The following is an 18,802-nucleotide window of genomic DNA, read 5'->3' as shown; positions in this document are numbered from 1 at the left end:
ACAATTTTTGTAACATTTCTTTGTCTTTGAAGTCTAACTGTAAAGCTTAATAGCTTACTCTAATCAATCAAGAAATGTTAAAAATTAATCAGCTGCACAAATCCTATCCAATAGGAGATTCTAGTTTACATGTTTTAAAAGGTATAGACCTTCAAGTTGAAGAAGGAGAAATGGTAGCAATCATGGGGTCTTCGGGTTCAGGTAAATCTACATTACTTAATATTATAGGTATGTTAGACGAAGCCGATTCTGGCGATTATATTCTAGATGGTTTACCAATAAAAGATCTTACCGAAAAAAAAGCAGCTGTATATAGAAACAAATTTTTAGGATTCATTTTTCAGTCTTTCAATCTTATCAATTATAAGAATGCTCTGGAAAATGTAGCACTACCTCTATACTATCAAGGAATGAAACGTAAAGAACGTCAGGAAAGAGCCATGTTTCATTTAGAAAAGGTGGGCTTAGCCGATTGGGCAAATCATTTACCAAAAGAACTTTCTGGAGGTCAAAATCAGCGTGTAGCTATAGCCAGGGCCTTAGCAGCAAACCCCAAGTTGTTATTAGCAGATGAACCAACTGGAGCATTGGATACAAAAACATCTTATGAAATCATGGCGTTTATCCAAAAGTTAAACGACGAAGGTAAAACTATTTTAATGGTAACACACGAAGAGGACATAGCTAATATGTGTAAACGTATAGTTCGTTTGCGAGATGGTATTATAATGGAAGACAAAAAGATAGAACAGGTAAGGGCAGAACAGTATGTTTGATTTAGACCTTTGGCGGGAAATATTTCAAAGTATTAATATGAACAGAACCAGAAGTTTACTGTCTGGTTTTACGGTAACATTTGCGATATTATTGTTCGCCATTCTTTTTGGTATTTCAAATGGTCTACAAAATACATTTGCCGAGGCCTTTAAAGATGACGCTACAAATTCAATTTTTATAAACTCAGGTAGAACAACCAAAGCTCACAAAGGTTTACAAGCAGGTAGGGCTATTAAGTTTAGAAATAAAGATTTTGATTATGTAAAAGAGGAATTTGGAAATAAAGTAGAGTTTATTACTGCTCGTCTTTATAGAAATGCTCAAGCATCATATCGAAATGAACAAAATAACTATAATTTAAGAGCGGTCCATCCAGATCATCAGTTTTTGGAAAAAACTATGATAAAAGAAGGGAGGTACATCAATCAGAATGATTTAAAAAATAGAACCAAAGTTGTTGTTATAGGTAGATTAGTAGAAGAAGATCTATTCTTAAAAACAACAGCCTTAGGTAAGTATATTAACCTTAGTGGAATTCAATACAAGGTTGTTGGTGTTTTTACAGATGACGGTGGTGATAATGAAGAACGTTTAATTTATATGCCAATTTCTACAGCACAGCATATTTATGGTAATAACGATTATATAAACCAAATAAATCTAACCTATAACCCGGAAATGAATTATGATCAGGCATTGGCTTTTGGAAACCAGATTAAGAAAAAAATGAAGGAGCGTTTTTCGGTAGCGAAAAATGATCAGCGGGCAATAAGAGTTCGAAATATGGCTGAAGCTTCTAAAAATGTTCAACAATTCAGTTTTATTCTTGGGATTATTATTTTCATAATAGGTTCTGGAACACTTATAGCAGGTATTGTGGGAATCAGCAATATTATGATCTTTATCGTAAAAGAACGTACTAAGGAAATTGGGATTCGTAAGGCATTAGGAGCATCTCCGAGGTCTATTGTTTCGATTATTTTAATAGAATGCATTATCATAACTGCAATTGCAGGATACATAGGTCTATTGATTGGAATGGGTGTACTGGAATGGATTGGGCCTAGCCTAAAAACATATTTTATAAAAGACCCTTCAGTGAGTACTAGTTTAGTAGTTGGGGCAACTATTACCTTAATAATTGCAGGAGCCTTTGCAGGCTACTTTCCTGCGAAACGAGCATCAAGAATAAAACCCATTGTAGCATTAAGAAACGATTAATATGTTTAAGTTTTTATTTGATAGAGATACATGGCAAGAAGTTTTCGACAGCTTTAATAAAAACAAACTAAGGTCTGTTTTAACAATGGTAGGAGTTTGGTGGGGAATATTACTATTAATCGTTCTATTAGGTTCTGCAAGAGGTTTAGAAAATAGTTTTAATCGTTTGTTTGGTGATTTTGCAACCAATAGTGTTTTTGTTTGGGGGCAAAGTACAAGTAAACCATTTAAGGGATTTCAAGAAGGTCGAAAAGTTAGACTATCATTAACAGACGCAAAAAAAGTAGAGAAAAACGTTGAAGGAATCGAGTTTGTTGTACCAAGAAACCAGAATCAGGCAACAGTAGTTCGAAAATTTCTTTCAGGCAGTTTTCAAATGGCAGGCGATTATCCTTTGCTAGATCAAGTACAAAAGAAAAAACTGATTCACGGAAGGTTTATCAATCAAAATGATATTGATTTTGATAAAAAAGTGGTGCTATTATCTGAAGATACATACAAACAATTATTTGAAAAAGATGAAAATGCTATTGGAGAGTATGTGCAAATTAATGGCATGAGTTTTAAGGTTATTGGCATATTTAAGAATGGTAATGTAAATATGGGACCATCAACAGACATGCATATTCCATTTACTACGTTTCAACAAATATATAATCAAGGTGATGAGATAGGTTGGATGATGATAACAGGAAAGCCAGAATATGATATTAAACAAATAGAAGCCGATGCCAAATTATTACTCAAGAATTTGAATAGAATTCACCCTAAAGATAATCGTGCTTTTGGTAGTTTTAATTTAGGTAAGGAGTTTGCGAAAATAACGGGGTTTTTAACAGGGATGCAATTTTTAACTTGGTTTGTTGGTATCGCTACATTAATAGCAGGTGTATTTGCTATAGGTAATATTTTGCTTATAACTATTAAAGAACGAACTAAAGAAATTGGGGTAAGAAGAGCCTTAGGAGCAACACCTTTTGAAATTAAAAGACAAATAGTGGTTGAAGCGGTTTTCTTAACATTAATGGCAGGAGTTATAGGAATCATATCAGGAGGGTGGATTTTAATTTTAATAGATACACTTTATGGCCAGGGTGCAGAGGCGTCTCTTGTAAATGCATCCGTATCAATAGCTGTTGTATTTGTAGCATTAATAATATTAGTGATTTTAGGAACTTTAATCGGGTTAATTCCTGCATTTAAAGCAACTAGTATAAAACCAATAGAAGCATTAAGAGAAGAATAAACAATCAAAAAAATGAACAAGACAGTAAAAATTATTTTAATAATAGTAGCCATTATACTATTAGCATGGGTATTAAAATACTTTAAAGATGCGAACTCTAAAGATGTTGTGGACTATAAGGTTGAAGAACCATTTTATACATCTATTAATACAAAGGCAGTAGCAACAGGTAAATTAAATCCTGAAGAAGAGGTTGAATTAAAACCACAAATTTCAGGAATTGTAGATAAAATACTAGTTGAAGAGGGAGACATTGTAAAAAAAGGAGATTTAATAGCTAAAATTAGAGTCGTGCCTAATGAACAAAGTCTAGTAAGTGCAAAAAGTAGAATAGCATCTGCAAGATTATCTTTTGATAACACCAAAGTATTATACAATAGAAATAAAGCATTATTTGATAAAGGGGTTATTTCTACCCAGGATTTCGAAAACAGCGAACTATCATACAATCAAGCAAAGGAATCACTTGCGCAATCACAAAACGATTATCAAATTATTAAGAGAGGATCTATTTCTGGAGGTAATTCTGCCAATACAAATATTATAGCACAAATAGCAGGAACTATTTTAGAAATTCCTGTTCGAGAAGGCGATCAGGTTATCCAGAGTAATAATTTTAATGCGGGGACAACCATTGCAACCATTGCAGACATGAGTCTTATGATTTTTGAAGGTAAAGTTGATGAAGCAGAAGTAGGTAAGCTAGAAGAAGGTAAAGAAATAAAGGTGGTTCTTGGAGCCATTAATGATAAAGAATTTCCAGCAAAACTAACATTTGTAGCACCTAAAGGAAAGGAAGAAAATGGAGCTGTTCAATTTACAATTAAAGCAAATGTAACCATAGATTCAATTACAAATGTAAGAGCTGGCTATAGTGCAAATGCAGAAATAGATATTGAAAGCAAGGATAGTGTTTTAGCCATTAGAGAAGCATTACTTCAATATAACAGAATTACAGAGAAGCCTTTTGTCGAAATATTAAATGGCGATAATAAGTTTAAAAAAGAGAATGTTAAGCTTGGTCTTTCTGATGGTATTAATGTTGAAATTACCGAAGGTGTAAAAGAAGGAGACAAAGTTAAAGTATGGAACAAAGCGTCAAAAGATAACGAAGATGAAGAAGAAGATAATGATTAATTTTAAGAAAGCTAAAATGAAAAGTTATTTTTTAATTTCAGTATTCATGGTGATGTGCTTATCTATTTCAGCACAAGACAAAAAATGGTCACTACGAGAATGTGTGAATTATGCTATAGAGAATAATCTTTCCATTAAGCAAGCAAAATTTGATGCAGAAACGGCTGAGCAAGATATTATTGATGCAAGAGGAAATTTTCTTCCTACTGTTAGTGGATCTGCATCGCAAAGTTATAATTTCGGGTCTTTTATAGATCAAAATGGAGGACGTATCTCTAGGGACAGTAGAGGGAATAGTTTTAGTATGGGGACTGGTGTTACAATATTTAATGGGTTTAGAAATACGAATATATATAAACAGTCTAAACTCGGTTTAAAATCTAGTCAAATACAATTGTCTATATTAATTGATAATATCTCTCTTAATATTGCTAATGCTTATTTAAATATTTTACTAAACAAGGAGAATTTAAAGGTCGCTATAGAACAGATAGAGATTACGCAAAAACAGATAAATCAAGCAAGAGCTTTTGTTGATTCAGGAGTTAGAGCAAGGTCAACAATATTAGAAGTAGAGGCGCAATTGGCGACAGATAATGAACGATTAGTAAATGCTCAAAATAGTGTAAACTTATCTTTATTAAATTTAGCGCAGTTATTACAGATTGCGCATAAAGGGTTTGATGTTGAAGATATTATTTTAGAAGTGTCATCATTAGCTATAGCATACGATAATTCGGATGATATTTATAACATCGCGGAAACTAAACGTCCTGAAATAAAAAGGGCTAATTTAGATATAGATAATTCAGATTTGTCAATCGAAATTTCTAAAAGTGCTTTTTTACCATCTTTAAGTTTTAGTGCAGGGTTGGGAACTTCTTATCAGCATAGTCAAGGACAAGAAGATGTAAGACCTGAAGTTCAAATAAACGATCCTAATGATCCTAATGATGATGCTTTAATATTTGTTCCAAACGGATTTGGTCAACAGTTGGAAGATAATTTAGGTTATAATTTTGGGTTTAGTCTCAGTGTTCCAATTTTTAGTGGATTTAAAAATAAATCAAATGTTAGTAAAGCCAGAATAAATAAAGAGAAGAGTCAACTTAGATTAGAGGAAGAAAAGCAAACACTTAGGTCTAATATTGAACAAGCTTTTGCAGATGCTAAGGCGGCTTTAAATCAGTATTTAGCTTCAGAATCATCGGTTAAACTACAACAAGATGCTTTATTAAATGCACAAGAGCGATATAGTTTAGGAGTTATAAATTCTTTCGATTTTGAACAAATTAGAAACCGGTTAATAAATGCTCAAGCATCTTTAATTAATGCTAAGTATAATTTTGTTTTTAAGACAAAAGTTTTAGACTTTTACACAGGAAAATCTTTAACTGATTAGTTGAAAATAGTTGAGGTATAAAAAGTTCACTTGGATGTCATTGCGAAGGAGGAACGACTGTGGCAATCTGTTAAACTTAATTGAAATAAAATACAAACAGATTCTCACGTCGCACTCGGGTGCTCCTCAGAATGACATCCAAGTGAACTTTTTAGAAGCCCTAAGTAACTTTTTGACCTAAAAAATAAAAATGAGCACATATATTCTCAATATAGAAACAGCAACAACCAACTGTTCGGTATCACTTTCAAAAGAAGGAAAAACAGTCGTTTTAAAAGAAGATTACGATAAAAATTATTCGCATGCCGAAAGACTTCATATTTATATTGATGAGGTATTAAAGGAAGCCAAAGTTCCATCAGAAGATGTAGAAGCTATTGCGGTAAGCAAAGGTCCAGGATCTTATACTGGGTTAAGAATTGGAGTTTCGGCAGCAAAAGGGCTTTGTTTTGCTTTAGATAAGCCTTTAATTTCTGTTTCAACTTTAGAGGCTTTAGCACATCAGGTTAAATGCGATGATGGTGTTATTGTTGCTATGCTAGATGCTAGAAGAATGGAAGTATATTCTGCTGTCTTTGATGCTGATTATAATCAAATAAGAGAAACAGAAGCGCAAATTTTGGATGAAAGTTCTTTTGAAGATTATTTAGACAAAGGAAACGTTTCCTTTATTGGAAATGGTGTTGAAAAAGCAAAAACATTAATCAAGCACCCAAACGCTGTTTTTATTGATGGTAAATTACCATCAGCAAATGAAATGAGTCATTTAGCTTATAATAAATACAAAATAAGTGACATAGAAGATGTCGCTTATTTTGAACCTTATTATTTAAAAGATTTTGTGGCTTTAAAATCACAGAAATAAGAAAGACCTGTCAGGTTTTTAAAACCTGACAGGTCTAGTCTGTGTTTTCGCATAATCAGGTTTATTATCCTTTTTTCTGTATTTCAACTTGATGAGGGTATGGAATTTCTATACCAGCTGCATCAAGAGCTTCTTTAACTTGTTCTGTAATGTCAAAATAAACATCCCAATAATATTCAGTTTTACACCAAGGTCTTACAGCAAAATTTACCGAACTATCAGCTAATTCAAGTACTGTTACAGCAGGTGCTGGATCTTTTAAGACTTTTGAATGAGCAGTCAAAACTCCCATTAAAACATCTTTAGTTTTCTTGATATCGGAGTCATAACCCACACCAAAAACCAAATCAACACGACGGGTTCCTTCAGTCGTGTAGTTTATAATATTTCCATTAGATAGGGAGCCGTTAGGAATTATAATTTCTCTATTAGATAGTCCTGTTAATTTAGTTGTAAAAATTTCAATTTCTTTAACTACTCCTAATTCACCCTGAGCTTCAATTAAGTCACCAATTTTAAAAGGTTTAAAAATCATAATTAAAACACCACCAGCAAAATTACCCAAAGAACCTTGTAGTGCCATACCTATTGCCAAACCAGCAGCAGCTAAAATAGCTGCAAATGATGTGGTTTCTACACCAACAGTCCCGAGAACAACAATAATCAAAATGATTTTTAAAATCCAACCTAATAGATTTAATAAAAACTTTTGAAGGCTTTCCTCATAATTTTGTTTTAACATGACTTTTTTAGTGCCTTTCATAAGTTTTTTGATTACCCATGAGCCAACAATCCATATAACAATAGCACCTAAAATATTAAGCCCATATTCTAAAGCCAGGTCAAGCCATTTTTCTACTTCAATATTTTCTAAATTCATAATTTTTTAAAAAGTTAGTCATTATTTAAAATTATAAAATTCTTTTATAAACTCCTATTGAAAAAATAAACTCACTAAGGCAAGTAAAGCTGGAATAGCCTGGATATAAAATAGTTTTATTTTCTTTGTTGAGTAAGACCCATAGATGCCTGCTATAGTCACACAAATAAGAAAAAAAACAGCAAGTGATATGTCTTTCTGAACGATGGAAAAAATGAGTCCAGCTGCCAAAAAACCATTATACAAACCTTGATTTGCAGCTAAAACTCTGGTTTCTTCAGCGAATTCTTTAGATTTTAATCCAAAAGCTTTTATGCCTTTTGGTTTCGTCCACAAAAACATTTCTAAAACAAGAAAATAAACATGCTCAAAAACAACTATCGCAATTAATAAGATGGTTAAAAATGTCATTCTTTTAATAGTGTTACGGCTTTATCAACTTCAGAAACAGGGAGTTTGCAAGCCTTATTTACACAAACGTAGATTAGCGTGTTATTTGGACTATATCTATTTTCTAATAAAGGTAAATTATTATCAGAAGTGCTCCCAGCAATAAGTTTATTAGGAATATACGTTTCGTTTAATTCAGCAATTTTCTTTTTTGCGTCTTTTCCAACGATGGCAACCTCATAGTACGGATTTGTATAGTTTAACATTAAATCCAACCAGTTTGAATAACCCGATGGGTATGCTTGCATTTCAGGTTTTACATTGTTTAACATACTTATAGCTGTTTTACTATAATGTGTGTTGTCAAAATAATGAGATAGTTTAAAAAGGTTTTTGGCCATAATAGAATTACTCGCAGGAATAACATTATCTCGATATTCAATGCTTCTGGAAACTAAAGATGCATCTTCATCAGACGTGAAATAAAACATTATACTTTCATTATTAAAAAAATGATCGAAAGTATAATTAGCTAAATCTCTTGCAGTAGTAAGCCATGTTTCATTTAGTGTGTTTTCATAAAGTGCTAAAAAGGCATCAATAGTTGTGGCATAATCTTCTAAATAACCATTAATATTACTTTTTCCATTTTTGTAATTATGGTCTAAACCACCATCTTCTCGCAATTGGTTGTTAATTATAAAATCGGCGTTTTTTTCAGCGGAAGCTAAATAAGAAGCATCACCAAAAACTCTGTAAGCATCAATATATCCTTTAAGCATCAAAGCATTCCAGGAGGTGAGTGTTTTATCATCTAAACGTGGTTTAGAACGTTTATCACGAATAGTTGTTAAAATTTGTTTCCAATGTTTTTTCTTTTCGGCTAAAAGCTCTTTTGTTAAATTATGTTTCTTAATAATTTTTTCATCATCATCCTTTCTAATTAAAACATAATTATAGTGTTCCCAAAGACCATAACTATTAACATTATAATAATCTGAAAACAGTTCATAATCATTTTTTAAAATAGTTTTTAAACTGTCTTTTTGCCAAACATAAAAAGCACCTTCTTCTAATTCGCCTTCTGGAGTATTACTATCTGCATCAAGTGATGAGTAAAACGCCCCATTTTCGGTAGTCATCTCCTGTTTTATATAATCTAAAGTTTCTGTGACAATATCTTTATACAATTCATTTTTAGTAATGAGGTAAGCATCAGAATATAAGCTGACTAATTGCCCATTATCATAAAGCATTTTTTCGAAATGAGGGACATGCCATTTTGCATCTACGGAATACCTTGAGAAACCGCCACCAATTTGATCAAAAACACCGCCATAGGCCATCTTTTTGAGTGTTAAATTAACATAGTCTTGTAGTTTTTTATCTTCAGTTTGATAAGCATACCTTAATAAAAAATGATAATTATTAGGCATCATGAATTTTGGAGCTCTATTCATACCACCTTGGCTATTGTCAAACTGTTCAGACCATGTTTTAATAGCATTAGTTATATAATCGTTCTCAAAAACGGGTTCGTCTGTATTTAAAGTGACGATATCCAAAGTTTTTAATCCCTGCTCAAGTTTATCTGCATATTCGTAAAGCTTTTCGGGTTTTTCAACATATAATTTCGAGATTTGTTCCAAGGCACTCATCCATTGCTTTTTAGGAACATAAGTTTCTCCCCAAATAGGTCTGCCATCTGGTAATGCTATAGCATTTAAAGGCCAACCACCTCTTCCAGTCATAAGCTGAACAGCATTCATATATACTTGATCGACATCTGGACGTTCTTCTCTATCAACTTTAACATTAATAAAGTTTTTATTCATTACCTGAGCGACTAAACTATCTTCAAAACTTTCATGCTCCATAACATGGCACCAATGGCAGGCAGCATAACCAACACTAATTAATAATAATTTATTTTCAGCTTTAGCTTTGGCTAATGTATTTTCATTCCAAGCATTCCAATTTACAGGATTGTGAGCATGTTGTAATAGGTATGGACTTGTTTCATGTATCAGGTCGTTGGTATATTTGTGTTCCATAGATTTTGTGTTCTGACCTTTGCAGCTTATTATTAAAATAATGAATAAGAATAATTGTAAATGCTTCATTCATCAAAGTTAGCGAAATTTAAGCATAAAAAAAGCGCTCCTTCCAGAACGCTTATGTTTTAAAATAAAAGGAAACTTAATTTACTTCAAATGTGATTTTAAGATTCACTCTAAACTCTGTAACTTCACCATCTTTTACACTGGCGCTTTGGTCTTGAATATATACAGAACGAATATTTTTCACACTTTTAGATGCGTGTTTTACGGCTTTTTTTGTGGCATCTTCCCAGCTTTTATCTGAGTTTGATAAAACTTCAATGACTTTTAATACTGACATGTTTTAATTTTTAAGTTAAAATAACACTCTTTAAGAGTTTCTGTTTATTTTGACACATGTCGATTAAAAAAGTCACCTAATTTACCCATTTATAGCTTCTACCATTTCAACTTTACCTGGTAGCATTTCTTTTAGCATATTTTCGATCCCACTTTTTAAGGTATATGTAGATGACGGACAACCGCTACAAGCACCTTGTAGCATGACGCTTACGTTTTTAGTGTTTTGATCGTAAGATATAAATTGGATATTACCACCATCACTGGCTACAGCAGGTTTTACATACTCTTCAAGAATATTTATTATTTCTTTTGAAGTATCATCTAATGTTTCAAAATGATCATCTATTTGTGTTGTCGTTTTTTTTAGAGTTTCTGCAGCATTTGGTAATACGACTTCTTTACCGTTTTCTATATAGTTTTTTATAAACTCGCGAACTTGTATTGTAATATCTTGCCATTCAGCAATGTCATACTTAGTAATCGACACATAATTCTCATCTATAAAGACACTTTTCACAAAAGGAAAATGAAATAACTCGGTTGCCAACGGTGATAACTTTGCTTCATCAATAGATGTGAATTCAAAAAGAGCTGTTACTATTTTTTTGTTAGTAACAAACTTCATAACGGCAGGGTTTGGCGTGCTTTCGGCATAGACAGTTACTGGTACTTTTTTTGTAACTGCAGAATCCTCTATAACGATACCTCCATCATTTAAATACCCTTCAATTTGTTCAGCAACTTCATCCTGAACATCATTCCATTCAACTATGTTATAACGTTCTACAGCAACAAAATTTCCAGAAATGTAAACCTTTTTTACAAATGGCAAATAAAACAACTGTTGTGCTAAAGGAGAAGCTTTTGCTTCATCTATATTATTAAATTCAAAGCTTTGATGCTTTGTTATAAATTGATTTAATTCAAATTTAATGATAGTATTATTGGATGTTTCTTGCACAGAAACCTTGAAAGTATTCATTTTAGCTAATTTTTTACAAAAATACTAAAAGAAAACGTAGTTATCTATATATTTGAGTTATGTGATTTATAGTTTAAGGCAAAAGGTGAAATTTTAACTTTAAATTTTAGAGAATAAAAATATTAATTTAAACCAAAAACCTACTTGGGGTGAAATTTATGAAATTGAAAAATGTTTTAGCAGTGGTCCTAGGAGTATTTTTTACTCATATTGCGATTTCTCAAGAAGGGCTGCCAATATATACCGATTACCTTACAGATAATTATTACTTGATTCATCCGTCTATGGCTGGTGCTGCTAATTGTGCTAAAATTAGATTAACAGGAAGGCAACAATGGTTTGGGCAAGATGATGCACCAAAGCTGCTAACATTAAGTTTAAATGGAAGAATAGGGGATTCGCAATCTGCAGTTGGAGGTATTCTATATACCGATAAGAACGGATACCATTCTCAAACAGGTGCTTATGTGACGTATGCACATCATTTAATGTTTTCTAGGAGTGAGGTTGATTTAAACATGTTGTCTTTTGGTTTAAGTGCAGGTGTTATTCAATATAAATTAGATGAAACGTCATTTTTGTTTGATGGTCCAGACCCCATAATTAATGGGACAGTACGAAATGAAGGCAACTTTAATATGGATTTTGGATTTTCTTACCATTATCTGGATTTTTATGCACATGGTACTGTGAAGAATATGTTGAAAAATTCTGGTATTAATAATGATATTGAGATAACAAGTAATTTAAGACGATATTTGATTTCTGCAGGCTATGTTTATAACAGATACGGAAGCGAATGGAGTTTTGAGCCTTCAATAATGTTTCAACATAAAGATGGAACAAAAGAGTCTTCGATTGATGCTAATGCGAAAGCTTATAAAGACATGGAGTTTGGCAAAATTTGGGGAGGCTTATCATATAGAACAAGTTTAGATGGCGCTGAATTTTTAACAAGTTCTGGAAGTGTAAGAAGCCAAAAACTACAACAAATTACACCTATAATAGGTGTTAATTATAACCAGTTTATGTTTGCGTATACTTATACGTATCAAACAAACTCAGTGGTGTTTACTAATGGTGGTTTTCATCAATTTACATTAGGATATAACTTTAATTGTAAACGGAAACGTTATGAGTGTAATTGCCCTGCGGTAAATTAATAAAAAAAGAAGCGGCTCGTTTTTACGAGCCGCTTCTTTTTTTAGTTCCAACTATATTTTTTCCTTTTTGCTTGTTCTTTTATGGCTTTAGTCATGGCGTTTTCTAACCCATTATCAGTTCCTTTTTTCTGCTTCGCAATGTATGCTTTACGTTTTGCATTAAGCTCTTGAATCTTTTTTTGAATAGCATCTCGTTCTTTGCTTTTCTGTGCGACATAAGTTTTAATTTCGTCTTTAGTTTTTCCTTTTAATTCCTTAGGTAAAGCATCATCTTTTAATTCTTCAACTGAGACTTCTTCTAATTCAACAGCATCAACCAAATCCCAAGTTTTGTTTTTATATAAATGAGAACTTTTACTTACGGTTCTACTTACTGCATTCGCTTTACTATAATTCCCTGCATTAGAATCTTGTTGCATTTGAATTTCCTTTTTTTGCCTTCCTTTTTGTCCATAAACTACATACGTTTTGTTTAGCTTCTGGTTTAATATTAAAATGGCATCATCATAAGGCGATGCAATATGTACGGTCGTTTTATTTTGGTTTATAGCCATATAATCACCATTAGTTAATTGAGCCCCATCTTTCCAGGAAGAAGAAATCCCTTGATTATAATCACCACAAAAGATGGTATTTATGGTAATATCTTTTTCTTTAGCATTGGTCGATGCATCTTTATAATTTATTTTTCCTTGAGTAAATGGCTCGTTGCCTGCAATAAAAATAAGTTTTAAATCGTCTGGATTTTTACCCCAGCTTAATTGATTTAATGAGGTTTGTATAACTTGTCCACAATATTCTTCACCACCATTAGTAGTTAAGGAGAATAACTCTTTAGAAATTTCATCTAAATCGTCACTAAAAGCTAATACTTGTCTTATATAACCTTCGTTTCCATTTAATCTATCGTTTCCATATTCATATAAAGCAATTTCTAAATTAGGTTTATGAGTGCCACATTTAGCATAAGATAATTCGTTTACAATATCCCAAAGTTGTGCTTTGGCTTGATCTATAAGACCGTCCATACTATTGCTGGTATCTAACAAAAGAGCGACTTTGATAAATTGTTTACTAGGATCGTGATGTACTTCTTTTGTTGAAGTATATACTAAGTCTTGTTTTTTATTGTTTGCGTTGCATGCTGTAAATCCAATTAAGGCCATACAGAACAAGAATGTTTTAAATTGTGTTTTCATGATATTTACGTTTTTTAATTTAAGATGAATTTTACTAATACAGTTTCAGAAACTGTTATCGTTTTAAGGTTTAGGTCTTGAATTTTATTAAATTTAGATTCAGCTAGATAGTTTGAATTAAGGCCTCTTATGCTTATTCCGTTTGCGTTTCCAATCATACCATTTAAAGCACCGAAGCTTTGTTCTTTAATAAATAAAGCCTTTCCAATATTTTGATTAATAACTTCGGCGTAAGCATTAGCCTTTTCTTTAGCGACTTTTAAAGCTTTTAATTTGGTGTCTCTTCTTATTTTTTCGATATCCGAATGACTGGTTTTTATAATTGAAATATTTGAAACATCTATTCGATCTAAAGCTTGATATACTTTTCCTAGTGTTTCACCGTCATTAATAATAAGCTGATAGCGTTTTGTTTTAGTGACTTTGTCATCTGCTAAAAACTTTCTTTTGTAGTAGCCATTAAAATCAAGAATTGAAAAGTTTTTCTCTAAATCAATAGAAAGCGATTTCAAGGTTGAGATCATTTGATTTTCTTGCTTTTCAATACTTACTTTACCCTTTTTATCATTTTCGTTGAGTATAATATTGAGATAAATTTCATTAGGAATGATTTCGGTTTCAACTTGTCCAGTAACTTCAATATAAGGTTGATCAATAAAATTTTTTTCTCCATTTTGAGCAAATGTGATGGTAGAAAAAAGGATAATAAATAAGAGGCATTTTGTGATTTTCATATGATTATTGTTTTTTGATTAACACTGTAAATCTATGTGCAACTTATTTCTTAAAAAAAGTAGAATGAGTGAAGATGAGGTTTGATTGAGTAAACGACCCTTTTGAATATGTAACAATATCTTTTTGGTATTGAAAAAACGTGAATTTGTAAAATCATCATTTTATTATACCAAGGAAAGTGCGTAAGTTTATCTATTCTAAGACAGAACATGCGAGTAGTTATTAAATATATATGGTTTATAGGGATTATGCTAAGCACAACATTTATGTGTGCTCAAGTGAATAGTGCTTCTATAGATCAGGAACGAAGATTTACTGTAAGAGGTTCTGTGATTGAAAGTGATACACGAGATCCTATACCAAATGTAAATGTTGAAGTTAATGGTGGCGCTTATACGACCACCGATTTTTCAGGTGAGTTTAGAATTCAAGCTAAAAAAGGAGATGAGCTGATTGTAAGGCATAAAGATTTTGAAACGGTTTATTATACCATTCTAAGCAATGAACGTATAACAGTTAAGGTAGAACCTAATGAAGAAGAAGCTAAATATAAACAGAAAAAATTTTCGAGATCAAATCCCAATGAATTTAAATCTTTAATAGACTCTGCAGAAACCTATTTAAAAAAGGACGCAAAACGTAGTATTCAGTTTATTGAATCGGCTCTTGTTAAAAGTAATTCTGCAAAAGAGAATGCTGAAAGTTATGAGGTTTTAGGAGATATTTATATGTTTTGGAAACAATATGATTTAGCTGTTTCTAATTATAGAATCAGTAATCAAAACATGGAGACCAATAGTGTTAAATTAAAACTTGCAGCTGCCTATAAACAAAATAATAACTATCAGGAAAGTATAGAAACATATAAAGGAATTAATAAAAGAAAATTATCTAATTGGCAATTGGTTCAACTATATGAAGGTCTTGGAGACGTTTATCTTTTAACCCAAAATCATCAACTATCAATCGATAATTATCAAAAAGGACTAGCTCATGCTCAAAAACATTTAATAACTCCTAAAATCACGGATTTAAATTCGAAAATAGCACAGGTTTATAACGCAAAAGGGGAGTCCCAAAAAGCGGAAGGATATTTTAACAAATCCATGAAGCTTGCGAATACACAAAATAAAAAACGAGCTATTGAAGAGAAAATTAAGGTGGCTGATTTTCAAAGTGCCAATAATAATTATTCTAGTGAGATTGCATTAAGAAAAGAAGCTTTAGAAGAAATAAGTGATTTTGAGAACGATTCTATTATAGGTAACGAAAGCCCTTTAACACCTCAAAAACAAAACTATAAAATTGGTAATGCTTATGCGCAACAACGTGATTTTGGCAATGCCATTACATTTTTAGAAGAAAGTATTGAGGAAGCTAATGATAAAGCCGATTTAATAGTTCAAAAAGATGCTACCAGAAAATTATACGAAGTTTACAAAACAACTGGGGACTATACAAAATCCCTTTCGGCATTTGAAAATTATGTAAGTGTTATAGATGAGCTCTATCGTAAAAAAGAACAGGAGATATCACAAGCTACAAGGTTTAGTAAAGATTTGGTAACTAAACAAAATAGAATTTTAAGTTTAGAGGGCGACAGAGCGTTATCCGAAAGTAAATATCAACTAACCATCGAGCAAGCTAAACGACAAAAATTAATTATTTATTCGCTTATAGGTGGTGTTTTATTGTTATTAGTTGGAACGCTTTTAATGTTTAAGTATATCAAGCAACAACGGTTAGCTAATAATTTATTAGCACTGAAAAGTTTGCGAAGTCAAATGAATCCACATTTTATATTCAATGCATTAAATTCTGTAAATAGTTTTATTGCTTCAAATGATGAGCGTACTGCTAATAAATACCTCACCGATTTCTCATTATTGATGCGTGCTGTTTTAGAAAATAGTGAAGAAGATTTTATTCCACTGGAAAAAGAAATAGAACTATTAGAATTATATACCAAATTAGAACATTTTAGATTTCAGGATAAATTTAATTATAGTATCAATATTGATGAAAATATTAATGTTCAAGATTTTATAATTCCTCCTATGTTATTACAGCCCTATATTGAAAATGCTGTCTGGCATGGGTTACGTTATAAAAAATCAAAAGGGCATTTAGAGATTGAAATTACTCAAACGAAATTGGATGAAATAAATATTACCATTACAGATGACGGTATTGGAAGACAAAAATCAAAAGCTTTAAAAACAGAGCATCAACAAAAACAAAAATCAAAAGGGATGGGTAATATTAAAAAGCGTGTTTCTATTTTAAACGAGATGTATAAAGATAAGGTAGATGTATTTGTTGATGATTTTAAAGATGAAGAAGACACTGGAACTAAAGTTGTTGTAACACTAAAAAAAGATTAACGATATACGATTGTAGATTTTTGATTTACGAATTTGAATAAATAAAAACGAAAAAATAATTTATAAATGTTCTGTCATGCTGAGCTTGTCGAAGCATCTATTAAATAATTAATTAAAAAGATTCCTGTAGTAGTTTATCTTGAGCGTAGACGAAAGGCAGGAAATAGTTATGAAATTAAATTCTATTATAGTCGAAGACGAAGAAACAAGCAGGGAAATTTTAAAGAATTACCTCGAAAAATATTGTCCTAATGTAACGATTCTAGGAGAAGCTGCTAATGTAGAAGAAGCCTTGGTGCTCATTCGTAATAATGATTTAGATTTAGTGTTTTTAGACGTAGAAATGCCTTATGGCAATGCGTTCGATCTATTAGACAAGGTTGGTGATATTAATTTTGAAACTGTTTTTGTAACTGCTTATAACCACTATGCTATAGATGCTTTAAATGCGCATGCGTCTTATTACTTGATGAAACCTATTTCTATCGATGCCCTTATAAAAGCAGTTGATTATGTTACTGAAATTAAAACGAAAGAAGAAGCGCTTCAAGATCAGGTACTCATTCCTAAAACAAATGGAGTGGATGGGAAAATTACCATTCCTCAGTTAGATGGTTTTGAGGTTATAAATATGTCTGATATTTTATACTGTAAAGCAGATGACAATTACACTGAAATCTATCTCAACACGAATAAAAAGAAGTTAGTAAGTAAAACACTCAAGTACTTTGAAGAAGCTTTAAACAATGCTAGTTTTGCAAGAGTACACAAGTCGTATTTAGTTAATGTCAATGAAGTTGTAAAATATGTAAAGGGAAAAGGAGGTCGTGTTGTTTTAAGCAATGGAAAAGAAATTATGGTGTCGGCGTCTAAAAAATCGGATTTATTGTCGTATTTCAAGTAACCTTTTTTGCCATTCCCGTGAAGACGGGAATCTCATTGTTCAATTCAGAATTTTAAACGAAAGATTTCTGCCTTCGCGGAAATGAAAAACAAATACAGTTATGCCAGTTATATTACCAGTAAAAGGAAAATCACCACAAATACCAGACGATTGTTTTATTGCAGAAAATGCCACGGTTGTTGGCGAAGTCACCATGGGTAATCAATGTAGCGTTTGGTTTAGTGCTGTTGTTAGGGGTGATGTAAATTACATTAAAATGGGTAATAAAGTAAACGTGCAAGACGGGGCTGTCATACACGGTACCTATAAAACGGCGCCAACAACCATTGGCAATAATGTGTCTATTGGTCATAATGCACTAGTACATGGTTGCACTATTCAGGATAATGTTTTGGTTGGCATGGGAGCCATTATTATGGATGGTTGTATAGTAGAAAGTAATAGTATTATAGCTGCAGGAGCTGTAGTTACTAAAAACACTCGGGTAGAGACCGGTAGCATTTATGCAGGAGTTCCTGCGAAAAAAGTAAAAGATGTTAGCGAAGAACTCATTTCTGGCGAAATAAATAGAATTGCCAATAATTATATAGAATATTCAAGCTGGTTTAAAGAGTAGCTTTTTGTCGTTCTGAACTCCTGTACAGATCGTAGTCGAGGTGTATTTTAGAATCTGATCTCATTTTTAACTATATTTTTAAAAGATCGTTGCAAAGCTTAAAGGGGAGACAAATAGAATATGTTTACGTTTATTTGGTGTAACTATTTGATTATACTTAGGTTGTAATCGTTACTTTCTATAACTTAAATAACATCAAAAAAACAAATGCATTTGGCATGGTACCTTTTTTAAATAAGTTTGAATCCTTTTGATAAATTTTAAACATATTTAAAGTCGTATAGCTTTATTATTAATTGAGTTAGGGAGTATTATTCTTCATAAAACCTGATGTCATTACTAGCGCATCATCTACATTTTACACTATTTCTTGTAGTTTTTTTGAAATTATTGATTCTAATAGTTGATGTGTAATATTGCTACTATGGTTTGATGTAAATTCGTGCAAAATTACTTTTTATAAAATAGTTATCTTTAATAAAAACTTCACATATGATCT

Annotated in this window: 17 protein-coding genes; 10 read left to right on the top strand and 7 right to left on the bottom strand. The window is 31.8% G+C overall.

The features are described 5' to 3' along the window. Positions 1–74: 74 nt before the first annotated feature. The 6 genes from EM932_RS17870 (at position 75) to tsaB (ending at position 6,648) form a co-directional block, all read left to right on the top strand. The gene (locus EM932_RS17870) at positions 75–776 is read left to right on the top strand and encodes an ABC transporter ATP-binding protein (protein WP_135878572.1); all 702 of its coding nucleotides are present in this window, start codon (positions 75–77) and stop codon (positions 774–776) included. Then, complete coding sequence (locus EM932_RS17865) at positions 769–1,998, top strand: ABC transporter permease (RefSeq protein ID WP_135878571.1); 1,230 nt, start codon at positions 769–771, stop codon at positions 1,996–1,998. The genes EM932_RS17870 and EM932_RS17865 overlap by 8 nt, the downstream gene beginning before the upstream one ends. A gap of 1 nt (position 1,999) precedes the next feature. Then, positions 2,000–3,244, top strand: a complete 1,245-nt coding sequence (locus EM932_RS17860) for an ABC transporter permease (protein ID WP_135878570.1) — start codon at positions 2,000–2,002, stop codon at positions 3,242–3,244. A gap of 12 nt (positions 3,245–3,256) precedes the next feature. Then, positions 3,257–4,381 carry an efflux RND transporter periplasmic adaptor subunit gene (locus EM932_RS17855; protein WP_135878569.1) on the top strand — a complete coding sequence of 375 codons (1,125 nt, stop codon included), beginning with the start codon at positions 3,257–3,259 and terminating at the stop codon, positions 4,379–4,381. Next, complete coding sequence (locus EM932_RS17850) at positions 4,359–5,783, top strand: TolC family protein (RefSeq protein WP_246041138.1); 1,425 nt, start codon at positions 4,359–4,361, stop codon at positions 5,781–5,783. Before EM932_RS17855 ends, EM932_RS17850 begins: the two co-directional genes overlap by 23 nt. Before the next feature lie 190 nt (positions 5,784–5,973). Further along, a complete protein-coding gene (tsaB, locus tag EM932_RS17845) occupies positions 5,974–6,648 on the top strand; it encodes a tRNA (adenosine(37)-N6)-threonylcarbamoyltransferase complex dimerization subunit type 1 TsaB (RefSeq protein WP_135878568.1) in 675 nt (224 codons plus the stop codon). Positions 6,649–6,712: 64 nt separating this feature from the next. Here tsaB and EM932_RS17840 read toward each other — a convergent pair whose 3' ends face one another. The 5 genes from EM932_RS17840 to EM932_RS17820 form a co-directional block, all read right to left on the bottom strand. Next, positions 6,713–7,528 carry a mechanosensitive ion channel family protein gene (locus tag EM932_RS17840; RefSeq protein ID WP_135878567.1) on the bottom strand — a complete coding sequence of 272 codons (816 nt, stop codon included), beginning with the start codon at positions 7,526–7,528 and terminating at the stop codon, positions 6,713–6,715. Between the two features lie 54 nt (positions 7,529–7,582). Continuing rightward, a complete protein-coding gene (locus EM932_RS17835) occupies positions 7,583–7,939 on the bottom strand; it encodes a DUF1304 domain-containing protein (protein ID WP_135878566.1) in 357 nt (118 codons plus the stop codon). Continuing rightward, on the bottom strand, positions 7,936–10,041 hold the full coding sequence (locus EM932_RS17830; protein ID WP_407925222.1) for a thioredoxin domain-containing protein: 2,106 nt from the start codon (positions 10,039–10,041) through the stop codon (positions 7,936–7,938). Before EM932_RS17830 ends, EM932_RS17835 begins: the two co-directional genes overlap by 4 nt. Positions 10,042–10,117: 76 nt before the next feature. Beyond that, the gene (locus tag EM932_RS17825) at positions 10,118–10,318 is read right to left on the bottom strand and encodes a dodecin family protein (protein WP_135878565.1); all 201 of its coding nucleotides are present in this window, start codon (positions 10,316–10,318) and stop codon (positions 10,118–10,120) included. 81 nt (positions 10,319–10,399) lie between these two features. Further along, a complete protein-coding gene (locus EM932_RS17820) occupies positions 10,400–11,302 on the bottom strand; it encodes a NifU family protein (RefSeq protein ID WP_135878564.1) in 903 nt (300 codons plus the stop codon). A gap of 158 nt (positions 11,303–11,460) precedes the next feature. On the opposite strand from EM932_RS17820, the gene EM932_RS17815 reads away from it, so the two are divergent. Then, complete coding sequence (locus EM932_RS17815; protein ID WP_135878563.1) at positions 11,461–12,465, top strand: PorP/SprF family type IX secretion system membrane protein; 1,005 nt, start codon at positions 11,461–11,463, stop codon at positions 12,463–12,465. Positions 12,466–12,506: 41 nt separating this feature from the next. On the opposite strand, the gene EM932_RS17810 is transcribed toward EM932_RS17815, so the two are convergent. Both EM932_RS17810 and EM932_RS17805 read right to left on the bottom strand, forming a co-directional pair. Then, positions 12,507–13,664 (bottom strand): vWA domain-containing protein, encoded by a 1,158-nt coding sequence (locus tag EM932_RS17810; RefSeq protein WP_135878562.1) that lies wholly within the window; start codon positions 13,662–13,664, stop codon positions 12,507–12,509. A 14-nt stretch (positions 13,665–13,678) separates the two neighbouring features. After that, positions 13,679–14,398, bottom strand: coding sequence for an SIMPL domain-containing protein (locus EM932_RS17805; RefSeq protein ID WP_135878561.1), 720 nt, complete (start codon positions 14,396–14,398; stop codon positions 13,679–13,681). A 210-nt stretch (positions 14,399–14,608) separates the two neighbouring features. Here EM932_RS17805 and EM932_RS17800 point away from each other — a divergent pair, with 210 nt between their 5' ends. The 3 genes from EM932_RS17800 (at position 14,609) to EM932_RS17790 (ending at position 18,303) form a co-directional block, all read left to right on the top strand. Then, positions 14,609–16,783 (top strand): histidine kinase, encoded by a 2,175-nt coding sequence (locus EM932_RS17800; protein ID WP_135878560.1) that lies wholly within the window; start codon positions 14,609–14,611, stop codon positions 16,781–16,783. 169 nt (positions 16,784–16,952) lie between these two features. After that, on the top strand, positions 16,953–17,687 hold the full coding sequence (locus EM932_RS17795; protein ID WP_135878559.1) for a LytR/AlgR family response regulator transcription factor: 735 nt from the start codon (positions 16,953–16,955) through the stop codon (positions 17,685–17,687). A 100-nt stretch (positions 17,688–17,787) separates the two neighbouring features. Next, entirely contained in the window at positions 17,788–18,303 is a 516-nt protein-coding gene (locus EM932_RS17790) for a gamma carbonic anhydrase family protein (protein ID WP_135878558.1), read from the top strand. Positions 18,304–18,802: the final 499 nt, after the last annotated feature.

This window comes from Flavivirga rizhaonensis (assembly GCF_004791695.1).
GTDB classification, from domain to species: domain Bacteria; phylum Bacteroidota; class Bacteroidia; order Flavobacteriales; family Flavobacteriaceae; genus Flavivirga; species Flavivirga rizhaonensis.
The sequence above is the reverse complement of the archived record's forward strand: the minus strand, read 5'-3'. Positions and strand labels throughout refer to the sequence as shown.

Coding starts and splice junctions, on each gene's coding strand:
- EM932_RS17795 (WP_135878559.1), top strand. CDS start 16,953: ATGAAATTAAATTCTATTATAGTCGAAGACGAAGAAACAAGCAGGGAA.
- EM932_RS17805 (WP_135878561.1), bottom strand. CDS start 14,398: ATGAAAATCACAAAATGCCTCTTATTTATTATCCTTTTTTCTACCATC.
- EM932_RS17820 (WP_135878564.1), bottom strand. CDS start 11,302: ATGAATACTTTCAAGGTTTCTGTGCAAGAAACATCCAATAATACTATC.
- EM932_RS17870 (WP_135878572.1), top strand. CDS start 75: ATGTTAAAAATTAATCAGCTGCACAAATCCTATCCAATAGGAGATTCT.
- EM932_RS17855 (WP_135878569.1), top strand. CDS start 3,257: ATGAACAAGACAGTAAAAATTATTTTAATAATAGTAGCCATTATACTA.
- EM932_RS17840 (WP_135878567.1), bottom strand. CDS start 7,528: ATGAATTTAGAAAATATTGAAGTAGAAAAATGGCTTGACCTGGCTTTA.
- EM932_RS17865 (WP_135878571.1), top strand. CDS start 769: ATGTTTGATTTAGACCTTTGGCGGGAAATATTTCAAAGTATTAATATG.
- EM932_RS17850 (WP_246041138.1), top strand. CDS start 4,359: ATGAAGAAGAAGATAATGATTAATTTTAAGAAAGCTAAAATGAAAAGT.
- EM932_RS17825 (WP_135878565.1), bottom strand. CDS start 10,318: ATGTCAGTATTAAAAGTCATTGAAGTTTTATCAAACTCAGATAAAAGC.
- EM932_RS17835 (WP_135878566.1), bottom strand. CDS start 7,939: ATGACATTTTTAACCATCTTATTAATTGCGATAGTTGTTTTTGAGCAT.
- EM932_RS17830 (WP_407925222.1), bottom strand. CDS start 10,041: ATGAAGCATTTACAATTATTCTTATTCATTATTTTAATAATAAGCTGC.
- EM932_RS17815 (WP_135878563.1), top strand. CDS start 11,461: ATGAAATTGAAAAATGTTTTAGCAGTGGTCCTAGGAGTATTTTTTACT.
- EM932_RS17790 (WP_135878558.1), top strand. CDS start 17,788: ATGCCAGTTATATTACCAGTAAAAGGAAAATCACCACAAATACCAGAC.
- EM932_RS17810 (WP_135878562.1), bottom strand. CDS start 13,664: ATGAAAACACAATTTAAAACATTCTTGTTCTGTATGGCCTTAATTGGA.
- tsaB (WP_135878568.1), top strand. CDS start 5,974: ATGAGCACATATATTCTCAATATAGAAACAGCAACAACCAACTGTTCG.
- EM932_RS17860 (WP_135878570.1), top strand. CDS start 2,000: ATGTTTAAGTTTTTATTTGATAGAGATACATGGCAAGAAGTTTTCGAC.
- EM932_RS17800 (WP_135878560.1), top strand. CDS start 14,609: ATGCGAGTAGTTATTAAATATATATGGTTTATAGGGATTATGCTAAGC.